Source organism: Lentisphaera profundi (assembly GCF_028728065.1).
Lineage (GTDB): Bacteria > Verrucomicrobiota > Lentisphaeria > Lentisphaerales > Lentisphaeraceae > Lentisphaera > Lentisphaera profundi.
In genome coordinates this window covers 1,061,541-1,086,039 of record NZ_CP117812.1, presented here as the reverse complement: position 1 = coordinate 1,086,039, position 24,499 = coordinate 1,061,541, and the positions used below count along the sequence as shown (strand labels likewise).

General features: G+C 40.8%; 18 protein-coding genes. 6 read left to right on the top strand and 12 right to left on the bottom strand.

What is annotated here, in order from left to right; genetic code table 11:
• Window positions 1-67: 67 nt before the first annotated feature.
• The 10 genes from PQO03_RS15790 to pepN all read right to left on the bottom strand — a co-directional run bounded on the left by PQO03_RS15790 (window position 68) and on the right by pepN (window position 12,135).
• A complete protein-coding gene (locus PQO03_RS15790; RefSeq protein WP_274154156.1) occupies window positions 68-817 on the bottom strand; it encodes a hypothetical protein in 750 nt (249 codons plus the stop codon).
• A complete protein-coding gene (locus PQO03_RS15785) occupies window positions 817-1,515 on the bottom strand; it encodes a 16S rRNA (uracil(1498)-N(3))-methyltransferase (protein ID WP_274154155.1) in 699 nt (232 codons plus the stop codon). The genes PQO03_RS15790 and PQO03_RS15785 overlap by 1 nt, the downstream gene beginning before the upstream one ends.
• Entirely contained in the window at window positions 1,508-3,490 is a 1,983-nt protein-coding gene (locus tag PQO03_RS15780) for an ABC transporter permease subunit/CPBP intramembrane protease (protein WP_274154154.1), read from the bottom strand. The genes PQO03_RS15785 and PQO03_RS15780 overlap by 8 nt, the downstream gene beginning before the upstream one ends.
• A gap of 91 nt (window positions 3,491-3,581) precedes the next feature.
• Window positions 3,582-3,716, bottom strand: a complete 135-nt coding sequence (locus PQO03_RS15775; protein ID WP_274154153.1) for a hypothetical protein — start codon at window positions 3,714-3,716, stop codon at window positions 3,582-3,584.
• An 8-nt stretch (window positions 3,717-3,724) separates the two neighbouring features.
• Window positions 3,725-4,306 carry a D-sedoheptulose 7-phosphate isomerase gene (gene gmhA / locus PQO03_RS15770; RefSeq protein ID WP_274154152.1) on the bottom strand — a complete coding sequence of 194 codons (582 nt, stop codon included), beginning with the start codon at window positions 4,304-4,306 and terminating at the stop codon, window positions 3,725-3,727.
• 32 nt (window positions 4,307-4,338) lie between these two features.
• Window positions 4,339-5,442: a GSU2086 family protein gene (locus PQO03_RS15765; RefSeq protein ID WP_476408972.1), complete on the bottom strand. Its 1,104-nt coding sequence runs from the start codon at window positions 5,440-5,442 to the stop codon at window positions 4,339-4,341.
• Window positions 5,443-5,541: 99 nt separating this feature from the next.
• The gene (locus tag PQO03_RS15760; RefSeq protein ID WP_274154150.1) at window positions 5,542-6,528 is read right to left on the bottom strand and encodes a histone deacetylase family protein; all 987 of its coding nucleotides are present in this window, start codon (window positions 6,526-6,528) and stop codon (window positions 5,542-5,544) included.
• Window positions 6,518-8,335, bottom strand: a complete 1,818-nt coding sequence (locus tag PQO03_RS15755) for a bifunctional acetyl-CoA hydrolase/transferase family protein/GNAT family N-acetyltransferase (RefSeq protein WP_274154149.1) — start codon at window positions 8,333-8,335, stop codon at window positions 6,518-6,520. The genes PQO03_RS15760 and PQO03_RS15755 overlap by 11 nt, the downstream gene beginning before the upstream one ends.
• Before the next feature lie 19 nt (window positions 8,336-8,354).
• Entirely contained in the window at window positions 8,355-9,299 is a 945-nt protein-coding gene (locus PQO03_RS15750) for an aldo/keto reductase (RefSeq protein ID WP_274154148.1), read from the bottom strand.
• Window positions 9,300-9,525: 226 nt separating this feature from the next.
• The gene (pepN, locus tag PQO03_RS15745) at window positions 9,526-12,135 is read right to left on the bottom strand and encodes an aminopeptidase N (RefSeq protein WP_274154147.1); all 2,610 of its coding nucleotides are present in this window, start codon (window positions 12,133-12,135) and stop codon (window positions 9,526-9,528) included.
• 67 nt (window positions 12,136-12,202) lie between these two features.
• Here pepN and PQO03_RS15740 point away from each other — a divergent pair, with 67 nt between their 5' ends.
• The gene (locus PQO03_RS15740; protein ID WP_274154146.1) at window positions 12,203-12,856 is read left to right on the top strand and encodes a VOC family protein; all 654 of its coding nucleotides are present in this window, start codon (window positions 12,203-12,205) and stop codon (window positions 12,854-12,856) included.
• A gap of 12 nt (window positions 12,857-12,868) precedes the next feature.
• On the opposite strand, the gene PQO03_RS15735 is transcribed toward PQO03_RS15740, so the two are convergent.
• Entirely contained in the window at window positions 12,869-13,426 is a 558-nt protein-coding gene (locus tag PQO03_RS15735) for a thioredoxin-like domain-containing protein (RefSeq protein WP_274154145.1), read from the bottom strand.
• 206 nt (window positions 13,427-13,632) lie between these two features.
• Here PQO03_RS15735 and PQO03_RS15730 point away from each other — a divergent pair, with 206 nt between their 5' ends.
• The 5 genes from PQO03_RS15730 (at window position 13,633) to tnpC (ending at window position 23,796) form a co-directional block, all read left to right on the top strand.
• The gene (locus tag PQO03_RS15730) at window positions 13,633-15,588 is read left to right on the top strand and encodes an ATP-dependent helicase (RefSeq protein WP_274154144.1); all 1,956 of its coding nucleotides are present in this window, start codon (window positions 13,633-13,635) and stop codon (window positions 15,586-15,588) included.
• Window positions 15,589-15,789: 201 nt separating this feature from the next.
• Window positions 15,790-20,328 (top strand): glutamate synthase large subunit, encoded by a 4,539-nt coding sequence (gene gltB / locus PQO03_RS15725; protein WP_274154143.1) that lies wholly within the window; start codon window positions 15,790-15,792, stop codon window positions 20,326-20,328.
• Between the two features lie 9 nt (window positions 20,329-20,337).
• Entirely contained in the window at window positions 20,338-21,810 is a 1,473-nt protein-coding gene (locus PQO03_RS15720; RefSeq protein ID WP_274154142.1) for a glutamate synthase subunit beta, read from the top strand.
• Window positions 21,811-21,965: 155 nt separating this feature from the next.
• Window positions 21,966-22,277, top strand: coding sequence for an IS66 family insertion sequence element accessory protein TnpB (tnpB, locus tag PQO03_RS15715; protein ID WP_274150714.1), 312 nt, complete (start codon window positions 21,966-21,968; stop codon window positions 22,275-22,277).
• 46 nt (window positions 22,278-22,323) lie between these two features.
• Window positions 22,324-23,796, top strand: coding sequence for an IS66 family transposase (gene tnpC / locus PQO03_RS15710; RefSeq protein WP_274150713.1), 1,473 nt, complete (start codon window positions 22,324-22,326; stop codon window positions 23,794-23,796).
• A 50-nt stretch (window positions 23,797-23,846) separates the two neighbouring features.
• Here tnpC and PQO03_RS15705 read toward each other — a convergent pair whose 3' ends face one another.
• Window positions 23,847-24,293 carry a GatB/YqeY domain-containing protein gene (locus PQO03_RS15705; protein ID WP_274154141.1) on the bottom strand — a complete coding sequence of 149 codons (447 nt, stop codon included), beginning with the start codon at window positions 24,291-24,293 and terminating at the stop codon, window positions 23,847-23,849.
• Window positions 24,294-24,499 lie beyond the last annotated feature (206 nt).

Genomic DNA, 24,499 nt, shown 5'->3' with positions numbered 1-24,499 from the left:
GGCTCAATATAGTCAGACAGTAAAAATTATATAGTCTCCTTTTTGAAAAAAGACTTCAATGATTTGCCTATTTTTTATAGAGGTTTTCTACTTCTTCAATTAAGTACTCGATATTGCTCAGCTTGGGCTCGTCGGCACTGAATATCATTTTCCCTGAATAATTAAGCTCTTTGAGCTGACGAATCATCGAAAATAGTGAATCTGAATTAAAACCGACAGGAAGCAATAAACGCAATTGCTTAATCTCGAACGCAAAGAGGCGGTTTAGTTTATTAAAACGACTTAAATCATAAGGGAAAGGAATCGTTAAACGAAACTTGATGCGCGGACTCGAAATCAGCTGGTAGAGGTACCAAATTCCTTTACAGAGTTCAGGAGAATGTTCCAGGGTATTTAACGAAACCGGGAAATAATAGCTCAATCTTTTTTCATGCTCTAAGATGTAATTAAAAAAGAGCACAATGCGAGACTGCACATCGTGGTGTGTATGAGTAATCTCATCTTTAAAACAAGCTTTAAGAACGATATATTTAAGGCCTTTATCTGCTAAGCCAATAAAGTATTCTAAGCTAGATTTCAAAAATTCCTGAAACTGTTCATCACTTAATTGAGAGAGTGAAGATAGCGACGACTCTTCGAGTGGATTAACTAAACCCTCGATAAGTTGCTCTTGAGGAAGGCTAAGGATCTCGTCTTTGCTATGTTCCCACAATTCCCCATTGATCTCAAAACTAAAAGGCCAGACCTGAGTTCTCTGATGATTACTGAAACACTGATCAAAATCTAGATCTGGTGCATTTAAACTAAAAACGGCCATTAAGCACTCCCATACTTAGACATTAGGACTGAACAAACGGAATTTACTGCGGTTTCAACTCTTAATATATAGGGTCCAATGGCTAGAGGGCAAGCACCCAAGTTCTGTATTTCCTGAAGTTCAATTTCTGAAAAGCCCCCTTCTGGTCCAATCCAAACTCCCGCTTCACTTATGTTTGATTCTGGAGAAGTATAATCATCACTAGGAACAGCACCATAAAAATTGTGCTGGGGCGCCAAAGCTAAGGCTTCTCGAAAACTCAAACCTGACACCACTTTGGGTAGGTAGGGATTGCCACTTTGCTTAGCGGCAGAAATGAGTTCGGCATGCACATTTTTTTCTTTTTTTGATTTACTTACCGAATACTGACAAGACATTAAATAAATACTATCCACACCTAATTCCACTGCTTGCTTGAGAATCAATGCTAAGGTTCCGTTCGATGGTGGGGCAACAAAAAGACTGATTTTCAGTCCTGGCTTTTGCGCTAAGTCAAGTTTATTAATCTTACAGTAAAGTGTATTTCTACCTTCTACTTGCGCGATTTCAGCGTGCGCAATTAAGCCCTCTCCATTCATCATTAAAAGTTCGTCGCCTTCTTGCATGCGCAGCGTTTGTAGAATGTGGCGAGACTCAGTTTTATCTATTTTAACTAAGTCCCCTACTGCGCTAATTTCTTCACAAAAAAACTTACGCATCCGCGTCGCCTTTTTTACAGTTTTTCACCGAGTAAATGGCAAATAGTAAATAAACAAATGCAGCTGCCATACAGGCCGGGTGCTCAATAGTTGCGATAAACTTTTCTTCACTAATGACTTCTTTTGTCGAGTAATAAATCATTAAGACCGCTAATGAATTATTTAAAAAGTGTACGAGCACAGAATGGTAAATCGAAGAGGTTTTCCACACTATATAGGCCATGTAAGCTCCCATCAGCGTCAAGGCAGGCATATTGGCTACCGACATGTGAAGAGCACCAAATAGAAGTCCATTGAGCGCTATAGCGGAAAAAGTTTTCCAGCCTTTACTGGCATTTAAGAGGATTCCACGAAAAAGAAATTCTTCACAGATGGCGGGAGTGAGTGCCACAATTAACAAAGCATTGACAACTCCATTATTTTGTACAATATCAACGACCACTTGTGCACCTTCTTCTCCTCCAGAAGGGAAACCCAAATCTGTTAAGAGACGTTTCAGTGCTTGTGATAAAACGATAATAGCAGGAACAGAGAAGGCTAGAATCACTGCCAGTTTTGGTGAGCCTGGTCTCAGACTCAATATATCTTTAAACTTACTGCGGGTTTTCTTGAGGTAATAAAGTGGTAGGAATACAAAGATTAGAAATTGCGAAAGTGGCAAACCCAAAGCCACATTCCAAGTCTGTAAACGAGTGCCCAACAAAAGAAATAAGGCCGAACAAGTGAGAAAAATCATCGCCCCTTCTTCTGGGATGATTTGTTGATTTGTCTGTTTGTTTTTTAATTTAAACGCCGCCGTAATCCCACCGCCCTTATTCCAAAATGACTCGCTCTGAAGAAGGTTGATAGTCATGCGTATAAAGAAGGCTAAGAAAATGAAGTTACTTATAAAGAAAAGCCAAAGTTGGTCCCAGTGATATTTCCCTAAAAATAAGTCCTGCATGATGAGGCAGAAATTTAAGCCTGGCACTAAAGCAAATTGCCAAGAACTCTCTACGCCAGGCTGAGTACTAAACATCACCGGCAACAGCATTAAGATGAGTAAGGGACTCAAGTAGTGAGAGGCCTCTTGGCGAGTTGAGGCTGAGGAAGTAATAAAAACAATGAGCGCACTTAAGGTCAGTGCTGATGCTACTAAGACGGCTAAAATCAGCGGCAAAGAAACAAAGTCAGGCAAAAAAGTATCGGGCAAGACCATTTCAGTTCCGGTCGTACTTTTCGCTAAGAGGTAACCAATATTACTGAAAGTTATGCCCATGAATATCACATTGAGCAAGCCAGATAAAAAGCCAATCGTCGTAACGGTAAATAACTTGGCCATCACTATTTCAGTATATTTTGCGGGAGTACATAAAAGTGTTTCTAGGGTTCCGGATTCACGTTCACCTGCGGTGACTTCTTGAGCCATTAAGCCTGCTGCTACCGTGAGCATCACTAGAATCAGACCAGGCAATACTTTTCCCGCTAAGAAACGGCCTTCTTGTTTTTCTGAATTTGTCTTTATGAAGTCAATTTGCAATGGCCGCAAAAAACTTTCATCCAAGCCGAATTTCGCAAGATTTTGCTTGCGCAATTCCCTATTGACTATTTCTAACTCATCTTTCACCAAATCTAAAACATACAGTGACTGACTATTGGTGCTATCGTATGAAATTGCTATATGAGGAATATCGACTGATTTATCGTTCCCTGAAAATTTTAGCGCTAGGTCATGCTGTTTTTTCTCATCTTCAGTAAAGATTAAATTATCATTCTCAATTTTTTTAACTAAGCCACGATCATCGCCTTGAACCAAAATCGTATAAGTTTGAGCCTGTAACTTATTCTCTTGTACCGAACGCATTTGCGCCGTAATTAAAAGTAGTCCTGGATAAAGAAATGCAGGAATAAAAATCATTAACAAGAGCGTACGAGTATCACGTACGAACTCGCGTAACTCTTTGAAAAAGATGAGTTGTATTAATTTCCAGTTCACAAAATTGACTTCATTTTAATTAGCGAATAAAGGGTGATTTACACTATTAATGTGTAAGCGACAAATGACTGAGAAATAGATTTAATAAAACTTAAACAGATTTCTTTTTAGCGACAAAAGCAATGATACCCACAGTGAAAATTGCGACAAGAGCAAAAATCTGCATATTATCATATTGGTGATTATGGCTTAAAAAACTGTCGTGTGCAAAAATTATATTATTCATTATGATCCTTAATAGTTTTCAGGGAAAAGGTGACGTTCAACGACTTCAATTAAAATATGGAGAATGGCCATGTGAATTTCTTGAATGCGATCTGAGGTCATGCCAGGAACAATCCATTCATAATCACAACGTCCTTTCAGTTTACCACCATTTTTGCCTAGTAAACCTACTGTAGTTACTTTGGCTTGTTCAGATGATTCCATGGCCTTGATAATATTTTCAGAATTACCACTAGTACTCAGACCAATAAAGATATCGCCTTCCTGACCGTAAGCATCTACCATGCGAGAAAAAATGTATTCAAAACCATAGTCATTCGCGGTACAAGTTATGTGAGCGCCATCACCCAATGCAATTGCGGGTAAAGCTTTGCGTTCTTTGCGAAAACGACCTGTAAATTCTTCTGCAAAATGCAAGGCATCACAATGACTTCCGCCATTGCCGGCAATGAGTACTTTATTGCCATTGGAAAAAGCTTTCGCCATCTGTTCTCCAAGTGCAGCTATCTTCTTAAAATTTTCTTCATCATTGATAAATTCATTGAGGCAAGTATTGAGGTCATCAAAAGCCTGGCGAACGTGGTTTAACATAGTAATTCCAAGTTTTAAAGTTGTTTTTTGTATTAAATAAGGCCTTGGGATAAATGCAACAAGAAGTCCCGGTTATCTGCACAAACATATTCCATTGTTCCTCCCATACGACTAAAAGTCTTACAGTAGCGTAAATAATAAGCGGGGTTATCCATCGGTGGCTCACCATCATTTGCCCAATCCCACTGACTTTCAGCTAAGTCTACTACCACCATGTAATGCTTATCCATGTGTTCGCCATTTTGAATGTGGATATTTTGCGACATTGATAAAGATTTTTCAAAAACCATGGGACTCATAACTGCTGAGCCAATGGACATATAAACACCTCCATCCAAGAGCGAAACATTATGCGCATAGCGCAAAAAATCTGTTTGCGCACTTCGGCCGATGGATGCTCCATGGTTCATTGGGTGATTATAAATTATATCATGCCCAATCATTGGATGACTCGTAAATGGCACGCCTAAACGGTAAGCTGCCGCTTGAGCGCTATATTTTTTATAGGGATGAGGAATCGATAAAAATCCTGCTTCTAAATCAAATTTTTGAATAATCGAAAGTAAATCTGCTGAGGCCGCTACTGCTTCTGGGTTTTGCTCTAAAAGAACCGTGATACGCGACCTTAACTCTTCCACTGAAGGGATCATTAAACCTTCATTTTCAATCATTGCACCTACAGATTCACCGTAACCTTTGCCTTCATAAGCACCAACATTGATCGCTAAATTTATGTAATAACCCGTTTCTTGCCAAATACCAAACTGACCTTTTTCAACGTTGCTCTGCACGTCTTCACTCGATTCACCCTGAAAAGCAAACTCCCAATCATGAATAACGCCCGCACCATTGGTGGCTAAATGATTGAGGTAACCTTGTTCCATTAAATCGATAAGTACGGGACCTAAACCATTTTTTATTGAATGTGCGCCGAAAGCTAACATCACCGGTTTATCATTCTTTTTCGCTTCAAGTATACGTGCTAATAAAGTCTCCATTACTCGGGAGCCGTGAGCCCCTAATTCTCGAGCTTGTGCGTCACCAGGAACATAACTTTCTTCAATTTTCACTTTATTCATTCTTTCTGCTAAGGGAAGAATGCGAAGCTGTGCCCTATTTAACTCTGGGTACTTCATGTAGGTTCAATCCTGTTAATTATTCGAAATAAAAAGATATAATTTCCCTATTATTAATCAAGGTCACTGAAGCTGGTGCTCAAGCATAAAAGCTAAAGATCAAGAACCTTCTTGATTTAAGTGAGCGAGAAGTTCAATCGAGGCGGGAATTAACCTTGCTAAAACTTCCAAAGAATAGCCTCCCTCAAGAAAGAAACCGAGCTTTGAATTACAGTTAGTCTTGGCTAATTCATGGAGGTATGAAGTCACTTCCAAATAACTTTGATCGTCCACTTTCATAATTGAATAAGGATCTTCTCGATGAGCATCGTACCCCGCACTCACTAAAAGGTAATCAAAATCAAAACTCTGACTGATCTCATCTAAACTATCTTTTAAGCAGCGCACCCATTCTTCACCAGAACAACCTGCTGCCAAGGGCTTATTACTTATATAGCCAGTTCCATCTCCCCGACCCTGCTCTTCTTCATAACCACTATGAGGATAAATATGATCAGGGTTCCCATGTAAAGAAAAATAGAAAACATTGGGATCCTCACGATACAGAGCGTGAGTTCCATTGCCGTGATGAACATCAAAATCCACGATAAGAAATTTGGCCTCTGCTTGTGAAGCGCGAATCTGCTCTACGGCTAAAGCGACATTATTCACGAAACAGAAACCCTCAGCTTTTTCTTTGCTCGCATGATGCCCCGGTGGCCTAATAAGTGCAAAACCACTCTCACCAAGCATTAATTTCTTGGCTAAAGCAATACTTTGCCCCGCGGCTGCTAGCACTGCATCGACACTCGTATCGCAGATATAGTTATCTGCACTCATGAAATACGATTTCCCGCTAAATACACAAGACTCAAAAGAACGCAAGTAATCTTCCGAGTGCACCAAGCCTAGTTCTTTAAGCTTAGCCGGCTCTGCCTGCTCAAAACTTACTGGGCATTGCTGATCTATATCTTCACAAGCCTTTAAAATCACAGCTAAGCGCTGAGGCCTTTCTGGATGCTCATGAAAAGCCTCGTGCTCTAGGCAGTCGCTATGATAAAAAACTTTAAAGTTCTTATCTTTAACTGGAAATAAATTACTTAGCATTGAGCTCCAATACATAGACGAATTCACTTGCATCACCACTCTCTTCATGAGAGAAGTTAAACTTCTCTAAGAGATGCTGCATCGCATAATTAGTATTGATTACATAGGCCACTAAAATTTTGATCTTACGTTCCGTCGCAATCTTTATTAAAGTCTTCATGAGCACCGAGCCCAAGCCCTCTCCTTGAAGGTCATCTCCAACCACGAAAGAAATCTCGGCTCGCTCCTCGTTTTCCATATAGAAACGCCCTACTCCACGAATGATTTCACGGGGTCCTTGACGTTGAACTAGGCAAATCGCCGCATCACGACTTTGATCTATGTTAACCAAACGGTAAGCACTATCGGTAGGCATATTTTTGGGAACAGCACGGTAGCGATTCATAAGAGTTTTTTCTGTGTGTGAATAGAAGAACTCTTGCAGGCGACGTTGATCTGAACTTTGCAAAGCACGCAAATTATAATGACGACCAGAAATTTTCATTTTCGTTGTTTTTAATTCAGCTAAACTTTTGGGCATACTTTGATGATAGGGCGGAACCCAATAATGCTCTCTCACTTGCGCTAGAAGTTCGTCTCTAAATTTTGGATGTGCTACTTGGATCAATTCTAAAGCTCTTTCGCGAATACTACGGCCACGCAAAGTAGCAATACCATATTCAGTAACTACATAATGCACGTCACCACGGCTTGTCACGACGCCAGACCCTTGTGAAAGCACAGCAACAATACGAGAGATTTCTCCACCTTTTGCCGTTGAAGGCAAGGCGATAATTGGCTTGCCTCCAAGACTCATTCCTGCTCCACGAATAAAATCAACTTGGCCGCCAATCCCACTATAAAAGCGGTCGCCAATTGAATCCGCAACTACTTGGCCACTGAGATCAATTTGAATCGCGCTATTAATGGAAATAACTTTTGGGTTTTGAGCGATAATGGCCGGGCGATTAGTATACTCACTCGGATGAAATTCCACATGGGGATTATCGTGAACGAAGTCGTAAAGTGCTTCGCTACCAAAACAAAAAGATGTCACCGTTTTGAAGCGATTTATAGCTTTTTTTGCATTGGTAATATTACCATTTTTATAGAGGTCTAATAAGCCGTCAGAGAACATCTCCGTATGAATACCTAAATCGGAACGGTCTCCTAAATAAGATAAAACTGCATCGGGAATCTTGCCGATCCCCATCTGCAACGTTGAGCCATCTTCAATCAGCATGGCACAGTACTTACCTATCTTCAGGGTTACTTCATCTAACTTAGCAATGCCATGACCCATAATCGGGTAATTAACTTCCATGAAGGCATCGATTTTTGAGACGTGAATAAAACTTTGACCCAAAGTTTTTGGCATCCGTGGATTAATTTCCGCAATTACATATCTCGCCGTACGGCAAGCGACTGAAACTACATCAACAGAAACACCGAAGGAGCAAAAACCATACTCATCCGGTGGCGTTACTTGGATAAAAGCTACATCGATGGGATGAATCTTATCTTCCATGAGACTGGGAATTTCAGATAAAAAGCAAGGCGTGTAGTCGCCATCTCCGCGAGAAACCGCATCTCGTGTACCTGGCCCTAAGAAAAAAGAATTGACGCGCAGGTGATCTTTGTATTTTTCGTCAGTCCAAGGAGTTTCACCCAGTGTCAAAATATGCGTTAATTCAATATCATTAAATTGTTGCGAATTATCTAAAAAACGTTGAATTAATTTTTGAGGGCAAGCCGCCCCCGAACCAAAAAAGATTCTATAACCTGAACGGATATATTGGCCCCAATCTTTATCTTCCAATGCTATCATTGTCCCACCCTACTATAAATTACCCTAGGAAGCCGAGTTCTTTCGATACTTCGCTAAGCTTGAGTTTTAATTCTTTGCTTAAGGCTTCTTTGAAAACTGATTCAATTGCAATTTCATAATCTTTCAAATTTTTTGCCCCCAAAATAATGGTTTGGCAGGCTTTCTGATCTAAAACAAAACGACAGGCTAATTGCGCCATCGTCATATCTTCTGGAATCAACTTTTCGAAGACCTGAAAACGTGAATAATCCTCATCTCCCCATGATCTTCTATCTCCCGTTTTGACCTCTAGTTTGCTGTGAAAGTAACGTCCACTTAAGCAACCACCAGCCATCACGCCACGACAGATTGCCCCTAAACTATTTGAGTTAATCAGTTCTTGCATCTCGTATGCAGGAGCCAGTAGAGATGAGACATATTGAACGACATCTAACATATCTCTCTTGATCAATTCTTTAACAATCGCGGTATTGCTAGTTGAAATACCAAGGGCTCTAATCATCCCTTTTTTCTTGGCTTCATTCAGTATCTCTGCTGATTCATCCAAGTGCTCAAGATCTGGGATTGTGTGGTAGTGATACACGTCTATATAATCAGTTTGCAGCCTTCGCAATGAATCTTCTAAGGCGGGCATAATTGACTGGGGGGACGTATCTATATGTCGACGATTCCCCTCACCAACTTTATGACCAAACTTAGTAGAAATCACCCATCGATCACGCTGAGACTTAATGGCCTCACCTATGCGCCTCTCACTTTCACCGTGGCTATACTGCTCCGCTGTATCAATAAAATTAACACCGTGTTCACCCAGTTCATGGATCATCTTGATTACATTATCTCTTCCGGGATCGGGATGACCATCATGAACACCATCTAAAACTAATGGTCCTCCTAATTGCCAAGCACCTATCCCTATAGATGAGATCGAAATTCCTGTCTTACCTAACTTTTTATACTTCATATATCTTACCTAAATAATTTGATACGCTTAACCATCTAACGTCGCAGGTGAGTACGAAGTACTCAATTCGCCAGGTCAAGGGCCGGCAGATCCTTGCGGGGAGCTCGAGGGGCAGAGCTCCCTCGTGTGCGAAGCACCAGATAATAAATCTACGGCGTCATCTACCTAATCGTGTGATTTAATAGACAAAACATAACAATCTCAAGTTTAAAAAGACAAAGTTTTTTTAAACTTTTAGCGTTTTACTCACAATTTCATAAACATCTGGAGATAAGTTGTCTACCTCAAGAATAGTCTCTAAAGCCTGCTTCATTAAGTCTTTTTGCTCACCCTTGAGAGCTCCAAATTTCTTGAAAGCTTTCGATAAACCCGCTGCAATCTGTGGATTAAAGGAATTGAGTTCAATAATTTTATTGGCAATCAAACTGTAGCCGCTACCATCCTCTTTGTGGAACTGAGTTAAGTTAGCCGCAAAAGCACCGTAAAGACAACGAACTTTATTCGGATTTTGGATATCAAAAGCACTCACTTTTTCCAAGCTCTGTATAAGTTGTACATTGGCACTCTTGGGAGAACTTGCTTGCGCTGCAAACCATTTATTAATAACGATTGCATCATCTTCCCAAGTATCATAAAAATGCTCTAAGGCCTCATCTCTTGCCTTAGTTTGTGTCTGGAGCAAGGCTAATAAAGCAGCAAAACGATCCGTTAAATTTGCCGAAGTATCATATTGATCCTGGGCGAGTGAAACATATTCACTTTTATCTAGTTTCAAGAGATAAGCAAGACACATATTCTTGAAGCTACGCAAGCCCATATTAACGGCATTAAAGACGTAAGCGTCACTAGTACTGTAGCGATTATAATGCTCAGATAAATAATCCTCGTTAGCTTCGGCCAAAGCATGAGCCAGGATTTCTCTGGCTTCTTGAGCTACACCAGGAGAAAATTCTTTTTGTTGCTCCGTAATACTCACTAATGATGGCACACTAAATGCCAGTGCCTTAAAAGCTTCATCTGCATTAGCTGAACGTAAAAGTTTACTAAAGGCATCCAAAACGAGGTGATCCACTTGAGGAACCTTATTGGATTTCAAGGCTTGACTCAGGCTCTCAATCTCTAGTTTTGCTAAGCGCTGTCCTGCTTCATAGCGATTGAAACTATCACTATCATAAGAAAGTAAAAACGCTAATTCCTCTCTCGTCGTTTCCATATCGAGTATAATAGGAGCTGAAAAACCTCTAAATAGAGATGCTACGGGTTTTTCTTTTATACCTTCAAAAACAAAACTTTGGGATTCCGTATGAAGTTCGACAACCGTCTCTTCTCCATAACTTTTACCCTGCATTATAAGCTCAAGTTCTTCACCTGCACTTGAAAGTAAACCAAGCTTCACGGGTAAATGATAGGCTTTATGACTTACATTTTTCAATTTTTGCGTGAAAGTCAAAGTATAAGTATCGGCCTCTTGGTCAAAATCACTATCTACTTTAATGATCGGCGTTCCAGACTGAGAGTACCAGCGCTTAAATTGCTTAAAGTCACGTCCAGATGCGACTTCCATTGAATGCACAAAATCTTCTGTGGCCACTGCCTGACCATCAAATAGATCAAAGTACTTTTTCATACCGAGCTGAAAATTATCTTCACCGATCATGGTATGGATCATGCGAATCACTTCAGCACCTTTTTCATAAACCGTTGGAGTATAAAAGTTATTAATCTCCATGTAAGACGATGGCTTAATCGGATGAGCATTTGGACCTGCATCCTCAACAAATTGCGAATCACGCAAAGCTCGAACATCTTCAATACGGCATACTGCCCGTGAATTTAGGTCTGCCGAAAACTCTTGATCACGAAATACTGTTAAGCCTTCTTTTAAGGTCAATTGAAACCAATCCCTACAGGTAACGCGATTGCCTGTCCAGTTGTGAAAATACTCATGGGCAATGATGCTTTCTATACGAAAAAAGTTTGCGTCTGTCGCCGTTTCAGGATTCGCTAAGGCGCAGGTCGAATTGAATATATTGAGACCTTTATTTTCCATGGCTCCCATATTGAAAGCATCTACAGCAACAATCATGTACAAATCTAAATCATATTCCAAGCCAAAACGATCCTCGTCCCACTTCATTGATTTTTTTAAGGATTCTAGTGCATGGTCACAGCGATCTTCGTTTCCATGATCGACAAAAATCTGTAGAGGAATACTGCGCCCACTCTTAGTGATAAATTTATCTTCTACTTTGGCTAAATCTCCTGCCACTAAGGCAAACAAATAACAGGGTTTTGGGAAAGGATCTTCCCATACGGCATAATGTCGCTCTTCTGGCATGGCTCCGCTATCCACTAAATTACCATTGGATAATAAGCGTGGGAACATCACTTTATCTGCTTCAATTCTTGTCGTAAAAACTGACATCACATCAGAGCGATCCAAATAGTAACAAATCTTTCTGAAACCCTCAGGTTCGTTTTGGGTGCAATAAATATCACCGGATTGATACAAGCCTTCTAAAGCTTTGTTATTCTTGGGGTCAACTTCGTTGACAATTTCTAAAATAAAGTCATCTCTCTTTGGTGTAACTGACAGCGTTTTATCACTTAAATCATACGCGATACTTTCTTCGCCAACACATTTCAGGGAAATAAAGCTAAGATTTTCACCATTGAGAATTAAGTCTTTACTTTCACCCTCATGGTTTTTATTTATATGAAGACGAGATGATACTCTTGTACACTCATCAAATATTTCGATAGTCAATTCTGTTTTAGAGATAAGGTAATCAGGTTTCTGGTAATCTTTTAAATAAATTGTATTAGCTTGACTCATTTCTTTGCCTTATTGATTGATATAAATTTTTCTCTATATAGAATACAACAAAAACTCTTACTACATAATGAAAAAAGCCCTTCAATTAGACAAATGCCACATACTTTTACGCTCCAAGGACGTCCCAGAAAGTAAATCCTTCTTTCTGGCTCTTGGCTTAGTGCCACTTCGCGACACACTTTTCTCTGATGGATCAATGTGCATAGAACTTCGGGATCAAGTTCAAAGCTTCCCTAGTTTATATATTGAAGGCTGTGACGACCAAGAGATTTTCGACCATTATCAAGATAAAGGAATCGTCTTTGATTGCAGTAGCAACGAACAAGGTGAGACCGAATTATTTTTCACCGACCCCAATGGCCTTAATATTTTTATTGGCGAAAAAACTCCTGCAAGCCCTATTGTCTCGAGTCCCTGTAAGATTCTTGAACTCAGTCAATCCACTAAATTCTTCATCGAATCGGTCAACTTCTTTACTGAACTTGGCTTTGACTGCATTGCTCAACGCAGTAATTACCCCAAAACTTTAATGACTAATGGGCCTACGCGACTGGCTTTACATGACAGCTCTAAATACTCGGGCCAAGGCATCGCTCTGAGCCTTCCTGAAAATCAAATCCAAAGTGTAAAATCTATCGGCTTCCCTCTTATGAAAAATGCTGACGGATCATACTTATGCTTCTCCCCCGAAGGTCTTCGCTGCACCTTATTTATAAGTTAAGAGTCTCCATCTCTAGCGGACATAACCACTTCCTCCTGCAAGCACAGGAAGTTTTTTGAAAGCATCCAAAGCCTTGTAAGCCGATAATTCCCTGCCATCTACAACTACTTTTCCAGAATAATCAAACACCGTCAAATTCGGAATGCTCCTGGCTGCATAATTGTGTAGGCCTGAACTGGCAATCTTATCAAAAGCGATCGCATTAAACGACATGTGACTCATGTATGAAAGCATCGCTTTTTCTGAACGATCTGCCCCCACCAACAAAACATCAAAATTCTTTTTAACCCGATTTTCCAAATAATATTTATTTAGTACGGGAGTGAATTGACGGCAAGGTGGACACCAAGAGGCTGAGTAGTAAACCATTATATAGCCCCGCTTCTCCATATTATGTTTAGCGACTGGCTTCCCCTGTTTATTGACAACACTAGAAAATATTCGCTGAATCTCATAAGTATCTGAACTAGTAATTCCCTGACTCTGATTTTCAGCTTTTTCTTTTTTAGTATTATTCCAAAAAAGAAGTGCGCATAAGACGAAAACTACTAACATTATTTTATTGGCCATCATTTGATCCTTATTTTGATATAGCTTAGAAAATATATTTTTTACTCGTACTTACAAGATTAATACCCCTTCACTCTTTACGTCCCCCTAAATCTTCATAAAAAATTATTGTTTTTTATAAAAAACACCTTTTTGCCCATTCCAAAAACTTTAAAAGTAGCATACTTATGTTAGCTTATTGATGTTCATAACTTTTAGGGTAATTAATGAGTCTAAACAATAATCAGCAACTTGCCGTCAATCATGAGAGTGGCCCTATACTACTTCTCGCCGGAGCAGGCACAGGAAAAACACACACCCTTTGCTGCCGTGTTGCTAGATTAATTGAATCGGGAGTTCCCGCCGAAAAAATCCTCATGCTCACCTTTACTCGTAAAGCTGCGGATGAAATGAAGCAACGAGTTGAATCCATAAATGATCAGCACTGCGCAGTCTTAGGCGGAACCTTTCATTCAATTGCCTTTAATGACCTAAAGTACTTAGGGCTCATGAAAAATTTAGGCGGAATATTTGATGACAGTGCACAAGCCAAGTATTTGCGCAAAGAATTAAAAAAGAAGTCATTTGAAAAAATATCCGATACCTCCCCTCGTGAGTTCATGCGCTTTTTTTCTCTCTGCTCAAATACACTCGAAGATGAGCGTATCGTTTTAAGTCAACACTTCCCCTCATTAGTGGTTCATGCAGACTTGGTTTTAACACTCTCAAAAAATTATGTAAAACATAAAGAGAAGCTCAAAGCTTTTGATTACGACGATATTTTAAAAATATGGCTATCGGCCCTCAAGAATAAAGAGAGCTTAAGCCTGGCTCAACAATGCCAATACATCCTTGTCGATGAGTACCAAGATACTTCAAAGCTTCAAATAGAGATACTCAAAAATCTCTGTCGCCATCATCAGAATATCATGGCCGTAGGTGACGATTGTCAGAGTATTTATTCTTTTCGTGGTGCCCTACCAGAACAAATAGCCCATTTCACTACTGACTTCCCTGGATCAAAAAGCCTAGCACTTGAAGAAAATTATCGCAGTACGAAACAGATACTAGACTTCGCTAACTCCTGTATGATTGACGCTAAAAACATCATCCCTAAAGAACTACGGCCCGCATCAGATTGCGAAGGCAATGAACCCGATTTTTTCTACAGCTCCTACTATAAGAAAACTGAGAAAGAAATCTGTCGAGATATTTTTGACTTACGCACCAAAGGCACACCCTTTGAGCAACAGGCAATACTATACCGTTCGAGTATGCACTGCCTCTACTTGGAACTGGAATTAACTCGCCAAGGCATTCCCTATAAGAAATACGGTGGTAAAAAAATCACCGACAAGAGCCATGTGAAAAAATTCTCCGCCCTGCTCTCTTACGTCTTCAGTGATGAAATTCATATACTCGCACTTCAGCAATGCTTAGAACTCATGCCAGGTTTAGGCATCAAAACTCTTGAGAAAATACTTACTCAACTCAATGAAGGCCTTGAATTAAAAGACATAAATCTACCGCTCAAATCACAAGTGAGCTTTGAGCAACTCAATAGTTTTAGAAAAATGAGTATAAGCAAAAATAACCTTGAAGACTTAATCGCCTTTGCTTGCCCTTTAATTTTTAAGGATTCCGAAGATAATTCAAAAAAAATAAAAGATCTTAATGCCCTAAGTGAAGAACTGAGACGCATTCAAAACTGGGATGATTTTTTCTCCGACATCATTTTAAATATTGAACTTAATAATGACGACGATATGGATGCCGTTGTTTTATCTACTATCCATTCCGCCAAGGGTAAGGAATGGCAAAGCGTTCACATCCTTGCCATTAACGAAAATGCGATACCCATACAAAACAGCAATAACTTAGAAGAAGAACGTCGCCTCTTATACGTCGCCGTAACTCGTGCCAAGCAGCATTTAAAACTCTATGTTGAAAATTCTAAAGAACTCAAAGAAGTTTCACGCTTTGTAAAACATCTCATTCCACAAAAAAATCCCACTCCTGCTATGGCGTTTAATCATCAGAGTTTAAATCATCAGAGTTTAAATCAATACGTAAATACACCCGCAGAAGTCCAAGAACTCGTTTATGTCAGCGAGAACACTCCTGAGACCGCTCTCGTTCAATCAGACATGGACGAACTCACTTATATACCTTTTTATGACTAGTTTGTGACACACACTCAAGTCTTTAGCTCATATCGGCTAACTTTTCTCTGACAAACACTTACATAAACTACTGGGGATTAACACATTTTGCCACATGACATGATTTTACCCTGTTAATTTTTTAACAGCCATTGCAAAACAAGGGTCGAGATTTATTTTAGCAGGCTATTAATTTAAAATTATTATGGACACATAGATAATATGGACAAAAAACAACTTGGTTTCAATACTCAAGACCTAGGTTTATATTCTCCCACAATGGAGAAAGATAACTGTGGCGCCGGTTTCATTTGTGATCTCAACGGTCGCAAATCTAATAAGATCATTCACAATGCTTTAGAGATTCTTGTACGTCTTACTCACCGTGGTGCAGTAAGTGCCGATGCCAAAACTGGTGATGGCGCAGGTATCCTCATGAAAATCCCACACGACTTCTTCCTAAAAGATTGTCGTAAGAACGAAATTTTCCTTCCTGAAGAAGGTCGCTACGCAGTGGGCATGGTTTTCTTGCCACAAGATAATGAGCAACGACGCAAATGTATGGGTGCCTTCAAACGTGCCGTAACTGAAGAAGGCCTTAATCTTCTTGGCTGGCGTGAAGTTCCTGTGAATACTGACGCTCTAGGAGAAATTGCTAAACAGACTGAACCTCATATTATGCAGGTTTTTGTTGGACGTGGCGAAGAAGATCTCAGCGAGAAAGAATTCGGTATCCGTCTCTATATCTCACGCAAATCTCTTGAGAACGAAATCCGTGAATCGGACATGTGCGAGAAAAACTTTTTCTATATCCCTTCTTTCTCGACGACTACTATTATATATAAGGGTCTTATCAAGCCAGAAGATATGCCTGACTACTTCCCTGACTTAGTTAACGAAGAATTCGTGACTAACTTGGCTTTAGTTCACCAGCGCTTTTCTACAAATACTTTCCCAACTTGGGACTTAGCACAGCCTTTCCGTTACATGTGTCACAATGGTGAGATCAATACTCTCCGTGGTAATGTTAACCGCATGCGTGCTCGTCAAGAACTTTTCGAAAGTGAAATTTTCGGTGAGCGCATTGAAAAGATCAAACCTGCTATTATCGAAGGTCGCTCAGATTCAGCTTGTTTAGACAATGCTGTTGAACTCATGGTAAATACTGGTCGTACACTTCCTGAAGTGATGATGACACTCGTCCCAGAAGCTTGGGAAAAACACCAAGATATGTCTGACGAGAAAAAAGCTTTCTATGAATACGCTTCCTGTATCATGGAACCATGGGATGGTCCTGCTTCAATTCCTTTTACTGATGGTCACTGTATTGGTGCTATCCTTGACCGTAATGGTCTTCGTCCTTCTCGTTACACTGTCACTAAAGATGGACTCGTTATTATGTCATCAGAGATCGGCGTTGTAGACGTAGATCCTGCTAACGTAGAATACCACGGCCGCCTCGAACCAGGACGTATGTTCCTTGTTGACATGGAAGAGGGTCGCATCCTTGGTGATGAAGAAATCAAAAGCCGCGTTGTAAACTCTCAGCCTTACGCCAAGTGGGTAAGCGACAACCTCATTCGCTTCGAGCAAATCCCTGCAGTAGAATTCGAAGAAAAAGTTGAAGAGACTTCACTTAGCGACAGAAAAAAAGCTTTTGCTTACAGCTTAGAAGACGAAAAAATTATTCTCTCTGCCATGGGTGAAACTGGTAAAGAAGCTATTGGTTCAATGGGCACAGATACTCCCCTTGCAGTACTTTCTGATAAGCCTCGTTTAATCTTTGATTACTTTAAACAACTTTTTGCTCAGGTTACGAATCCACCACTTGATGGTATCCGCGAAGAAGTCGTAACTTCACTTAAATTGACGATTGGCTCTGCTCACAATGTTTTCGAACAAGGTGGCCTCCACTGCAAAAAGCTTTCTGTTGAAACTCCCTTTCTCACAAATGCTGAATTAGAAAAACTTCGCAACTTAGATCAAGATGATTTACGTGCCGTTACAATTCCTATTCTTTTCAAAGCGAACACTGGTGAAGGCGGCTTAGAACAAGCCCTCAATGAAATGGTACTCAATGCCATTAACGCTGTTGATGCAGGAAAAACCCTGATCATTCTTTCTGATCGTGGTATCAACAAAAAGAACGCGGCTATCCCAGTACTTCTTGCTGCTTCTTGCTTGCACCACACTTTAACTAAGTTTGGTCGTCGCTCTAGATGCGGAATTGTTGTTGAAACTGGTGAAGCTCGTGAAATCCATCACTTTGCTACTTTATTTGGTTATGGCGTAAGTGCTATTAACCCTTACATGGCTTACGAAGTTCTAGACGAAATGATCAGTACTGGTCAGCTTTCAGTTGATTCTGACAAAGCTGTCGCCAACTATATCAAAGCTGCAGGCACTGGTATCGTTAAGGTTATGACTAAGATTGGTATATCCACGCTTCACTCCTACCGCGGTGCTCAAATTTTCGAAATACTCGGCCTTAAAAAAGACTTTGTTGATCGCTACTTCACTAATACGGCTACACGCATTGAAGGCTCAGGCTTAAACGAAATTTATAAAGATTGCATCAAGCGTCACAATCAAGCTTTCCCTAATGAAAAGACTGCGGGTAAAATTGAATCAAACGTCGGTGGTGACTACCAATGGCGTCGCAATGGTGAACGCCACATGTTTAACCCTCATACCGTTTCACGTTTGCAATTAGCGGTTCGCGATAATCTTCCTCAGTCCTATGAGCAATACGCAAAAATGATCAATGATCAGTCTGAGCGTCTCATGACAATTCGTGGTTTAATGGAATTCACTGGCCACAATCCTATTCCTGTGGAAGAAGTTGAACCTTGGACTGAAATCGTAAAACGCTTCAAAACGGGTGCCATGTCTTATGGTTCTATTTCTTCTGAAGCTCACGAAAACTTAGCTATTGCCATGAACCGCATTGGCGGTAAGTCTAATTCTGGTGAGGGTGGTGAAAACCCCGCTCGTTTCGAAAAAGATGAAAATGGCGACTGGCGTCGTTCAGCAATTAAGCAGGTGGCTTCTGGTCGCTTCGGTGTAACATCTCACTACCTGACTAATGCGGATGAAATCCAAATTAAAATGGCTCAGGGCGCTAAGCCTGGTGAAGGTGGTCAACTTCCTGGCGAAAAAGTATTCCCATGGATTGCTGAATGCCGTAACTCGACTCCTTACGTAGGTCTCATTTCGCCTCCTCCTCATCACGATATCTATTCTATTGAGGATTTGGCTCAACTTATTTATGACCTTAAAAATGCCAACCGTGCAGCACGCGTAAACGTTAAGCTCGTTTCTGAAGTTGGTGTCGGTACAATTGCTGCTGGTGTAGCTAAAGCTAAAGCCGACGTCATCCTCGTTTCTGGATTCGATGGCGGTACGGGTGCTTCTCCACTTACTTCACTCAAACACTGTGGTCTCCCTTGGGAGCTCGGTATTGCTGAAGCTCAGCAAACACTCGTCATGAATGACTTGCGTAACCGCATTGTACTTGAATGTGATGGTCAGCTTAAAACCGGTCGTGATGTTGCTATTGCCGCCCTCCTCGGTGCCGAAGAATTCGGTTTCGCAACGGCTCCACTCGTAGCATCCGGCTGTATCATGATGCGTGTTTGTCACTTGAATACTTGCCCAGTGGGTATTGCGACTCAAGATCCTGAATTGCGTAAGCGTTTCCAAGGCAAACCTGAGCACGTGGTCAACTTCATGCGTTTCGTTGCTGAAGAACTTCGTCAAATTATGGCAGATCTCGGTTTCCGTACTATTCTTGAAATGGTTGGTCAATCCCAGAAACTTGTCATGCGCAAAGCTGTCGATCACTACAAGGCTCAAGGTCTTGACTATAGCAAAATTCTCTACAAACCAGAAGTTGCTGAAGGCACTAAGTATTACAATACTGAAAAACAAGATCACGAGCTCGATCAAGTTCTTGACTTCACTCTTCTAGAAAAGTCTAAAGCCGCACTTGAGAAGCAAGAAAAAGTAAGCTTCGAAATCAAGACCTGTAATACCGATCGTTCTGTGGGTGCTATTCTTTCTAACGAGATTTCAAAGGTTTATGGCCGTGAAGGTCTTGCGGAAGATACCATTAACATGACTTTCCACGGTTCTGCCGGTCAATCATTTGGCGCATTTTCAACCAAAGGTCTTACCATGACTGTTGAGGGTGAAACAAATGATTATCTAGGTAAAGGCCTTTCTGGTGCTAAGCTCATTATCAAGCCTGCTAAAACTTCAACCTACGTCGCAAAAGACAATATCATTACGGGTAATGTAACTCTCTATGGTGCTGTTTCTGGTGAAGCATATATCAATGGTATTGCTGGCGAACGTTTCTGCGTTCGTAACTCTGGCGTTAAAGCCGTTGTTGAAGGCGTCGGCGATCACGGTTGTGAATACATGACTGGTGGCGTAGCAGTTATCCTCGGTGAAACTGGCCGTAACTTTGCCGCTGGTATGAGTGGCGGTGTAGCTTACGTTCTCGACCCAACTAACAAGTTCAAAGAGCTCAACTGCAATATGGAAATGATTGGCTTCGAAAAAGTTGAAACCGAAGCTGATGTAGCTGAACTAAAACAATTAATTACAAATCACTTTAACTACACTGACAGTTCTGCAGCTGAAGACATTCTCAATAATTGGGATGCTACAATCGGACAATTCGTTAAAGTCATGCCTCACGATTACAAACGAGCGCTCGAGCGTATCGCAAGTGAACAACAAGCGGCGCAGGTATAGGAGATTATCATGGGTAAAAAAACTGGATTTAAAGAATTTGATCGTCAAGTAGAAAGTAAGCGTCCTGTAAGTGAACGTATAAAGCACTACAATGAATTTACTGAGCCAATGAAAAAAGAAGAACTCGAGGACCAAGGGGCTCGCTGCATGGATTGCGGTATTCCTTTCTGTCATTCGGGCTGTCCTTTAGGGAACCTCATCCCGGACTTCAATGACCTCGTTTATACTGGCCAATGGAAAAGTGCTCTAGCACGTTTACATAGCACTAATAACTTCCCAGAGTTCACTGGTCGTCTCTGCCCTGCTCCTTGTGAAGAAGCTTGTGTAATGACCATTAATCAACCTGCAGTGACAATCGAAAACCTTGAGAAAAACATCGTTGAAAAAGGTTTTGCTGAAGGCTGGATTAAAGCTGAGTTACCACAAGAGCGCACAGGTAAAAAAATTGCCGTGATTGGTTCTGGTCCTTCTGGACTTGCCGCTGCACAACAACTTAATCGTGCTGGTCACTCTGTAACAGTTCTTGAACGCGATGATCGCGTTGGTGGACTCTTGCGTTACGGTATTCCTGATTTCAAAATGGAAAAATGGGTGATTGATCGCCGCGTTAAAATCATGGAAGAAGAAGGCGTTATTTTCTTAACAAGTGCACATGTAGGTGTGACTTACCCAAGTGAAAAACTTAAAGAATTTGATTCCGTTGTCATCTGTGCCGGCGCAACTATTCGTCGTCCTCTCCCAATTGAAGGCGCTGACTTAGAAGGCGTTCACCAAGCCATGGAATTCCTTCCACAGCAAAACCGCAGAAATGCAGGTGATAGCGATGATAAACTCGGAACTAACCTTACCGCCAAAGATAAAAATGTTATCGTAATTGGTGGTGGTGATACTGGTTCTGATTGTATCGGTACATCGATTCGTCACGGCGCTGCAAGCGTATCTAACTTCGAACTAATGGGTAAAGCTACTGCTGATCGTCCAACTGGACAACCTTGGCCTTTCTGGCCAATGCGTTTGCGTACATCTACTTCTCACGAAGAAGGTGTTGAACGTTTCTGGAGCATCTCTACTAAGAGATTTGTCGGTGACGAAAATGGTAAACTCAAAGGTCTTGTGACAACTGAAGTCACTGTTAACCGCGAAAATGGCGGTTTCAAAATTGAAGAAGTTCCTGGAACTGAAAAAGAATGGCCATGTGAATTAGCTCTTCTTGCTCTAGGTTTCACTGGTGCTGAATCAAACACGATGGTGAAAGACCTTGGTCTTGAACTAGATAATCGTGGCAATGTGAAAGCCGATGAAAAAACTTACATGACTAGCGTTCCTGGTGTATTTGCTGCCGGTGATGTCCGTCGTGGTCAGTCACTCATTGTTTGGGCTATCTCTGAAGGCCGTGAAGCTGCACGCCAAGTGGATCGCTTCCTCATGGGTCACTCTGAGCTCCCACAAAAAGATGCTGAATGGGATTTACCTCGCGTATAATCTGATTCACTAGATCACTAAAAAGCCTTTGCGGATTCCGCAAAGGCTTTTTTATTGATCTTATCTAAATATAATTTAAGACGTAAAGGGCAATTTGAACCATATCCCGAGGGAGAGTAGTTGAATTAGAGTCTGGGCTTACCCCAGGAGATACAATGTTAGAATATTTTAAAGATCGTAAGTTAAAACTACATCCCGAACCCGTGAACCTCCGCAAAGGCTTCAATGGCTTAACCGCGTTAAGTAATCTGGAAAATCTCTTTGCAGGAGATGTCTACCTTTTCATAAATCGACGGCGTAATTTATTGAAAGGTCTCTACTGGGATGAAGGTGGTTTTTGTATTTTCAATAAACAGTTGGAGCGCGGAACTTTTAGCGACATGTCCGAAGCTAAAACTGAGCTTAGTTTTCGGGAATTTCTGCTAATGATCCACTGCTGTAAAGGGGCCTATTTTAAGATCAAATAGCCTGGTTTTATAGCTGAAAAATCATGGGGTTATGCTATATTATTTCATGACTAAAACTATCTCAGACCTCACCAAAAAAGTTGTGTTTTTAGAAGAGGAAAACACCTATCTAAAAGCCCAGCTGTATGGTCGTAAAAAAGAGACTGTAGTCTTTGATAACTCAGATACTTTTCCTGAGTGGACTGAATACCTTAAGGATCTGGGCGATTCAAATTCACCAGAAAGAGATGAAGAACCCAAAGTAAATACCCTAAAAAAGAAGAAGAAACGCAAGCCCTTTACGCATTTCAATTTCCCTGAGAATGCTGAACGCGAAATTAAAATCATTGATTTGCCCGAAGATGAAAAAGTTGATCCCATAACTGGTGTAGAACTGAAACTCATGGGATTCGATACATCAGAAAAACTTGTTTATGTTCATGGTCGTTACAAAGTCATAGAGACTCGTGTACGTAAATACAATATTCCAAATAAGCCCAAGGCAGGAGTTATCTCCGCTCTAGTTCCCAGCCATCCGATAACAGGCTGTCGTGCTGATGTGAGCTTGTTGTCACATATACTCATTTCAAAATATGCCGACCATTTACCTCTTTATCGTATCGAAGAGCAATTCAAACGAGATGGACTTACTATTGCGCGACAAACGCTTTCCAACTGGGTTCTCCAGTTAGGAAAAACTCTCCAACCTTTAGGTGATTTATTACGAGATCAAATTTTAAACTCATCAAGAGTTTTTACAGATGACAGCCCTGTTAAGCTTCAAACAAAAGGTAAAGGTAAGCTTCAAGAAGGTCGGATTTGGGTTTATGTCGGCGGCGATGGTCCAGACCCTCCTCTCGTTTGGTTCGAATTCACCAAAGACCGTTCACACTCCCATACATTAGATCGAATGAAAGACTTTCAAGGAGTTTTTCATGCCGATGCTTTTGCTGCGTATGAAAAAATGGATAAGCTTGATGGTATCGATTGGCAGGCTTGCTGGGCTCATGCCAGGCGTAAGTTTTTTGACACACCCAATCCAAACGAATTCTGTAAACAAGTGCTTATTTTGATGGATAAGCTCTTTGAACTCGAACAGGATGCTTGGGCGCTTGGTACTTCGGCAAAGCGACAGAGCTTTCGCAATAGGAAAACAAAGCCTTTTGTTGAAGCTCTATTAAAGACGATTCAAGATCATTACTACAAAGCATGTGAGCCCAAAGGCAAACTTAAAACGGCAATGGAGTACCTACTTAAACGGCAAGAAGCATTTAAAGCTTTTCTTGCTTATCCGGATGCTCGCATAGATAACAATGTGAGTGAACGCGCTATTCGTCCGCTTACTATTGGTAGAAAAAACTGGCTTTTCTTCGGCAGTGAAAAAGGCGGCCAAGCGGCTGCCAATATCATCTCCTTAATCCAGACTTGTCGTAAGCTGGGTATCAATCCAAAAGAATACTTAGAGGATGTGCTCAGGAGAATCATTGATCACCCAAAAGAAAATTTAATGGAACTCCTACCACAAAACTGGAAGAAATAGACTTTTTTTCGAAATAGGCATTCAAATATTCAGCTCAATTGACGCTTACTTTAAGACAATGATACCTTAACTAGGCCCGATAATTTACCACTATTGACGAGGTAACCAGTACTTTCGACCTGAGCTTTCACCGTACCAATCACTTGTCCCATATACCTCATAGATTTTTCTTCGAGAGCTAATACTGCCGTATCAATGAGTAGCTGTAAGTCAGCTTCATCCATTTCTCTGGGCAGATAAGTCGACAGAATGGTAAGACGCCCTTCGAGCTCTATAACTTGATCATAGTTCCCCACCTTTTCGAAGGCCTCTAAAGATTCATTCATTTCTTTCTGAATTTTTTGTATTATCGCGATGATTTGCTTTTCATCAACTTCAATTTTTTCGTTAATTTCTTTATTTTTTATCGCTCCGCGAATCTCAGTAATGACAGCTTTTCGAATATTGTCTCTCGCTTTCATTGCCTCTTTGTAATCAGCCATCAATTGGTCTTTCATAGTACGGTCCTCTTTAAGGTATTATTTAAGTTTCACTCAAGGCTACCACCTATGAAAATCTTTAAAAGTTCACTTTGAGTATCTTCAGTAAATTCTATCAAGAAAAGCCCTTATAACTTTCTTAGCTAAAGCTTCATCTACTAAGACACAGCCTTTTTTCTTTAAACAGAATAATGGGCCTCGCTTCAAGCTAGCTTCACGTCAAA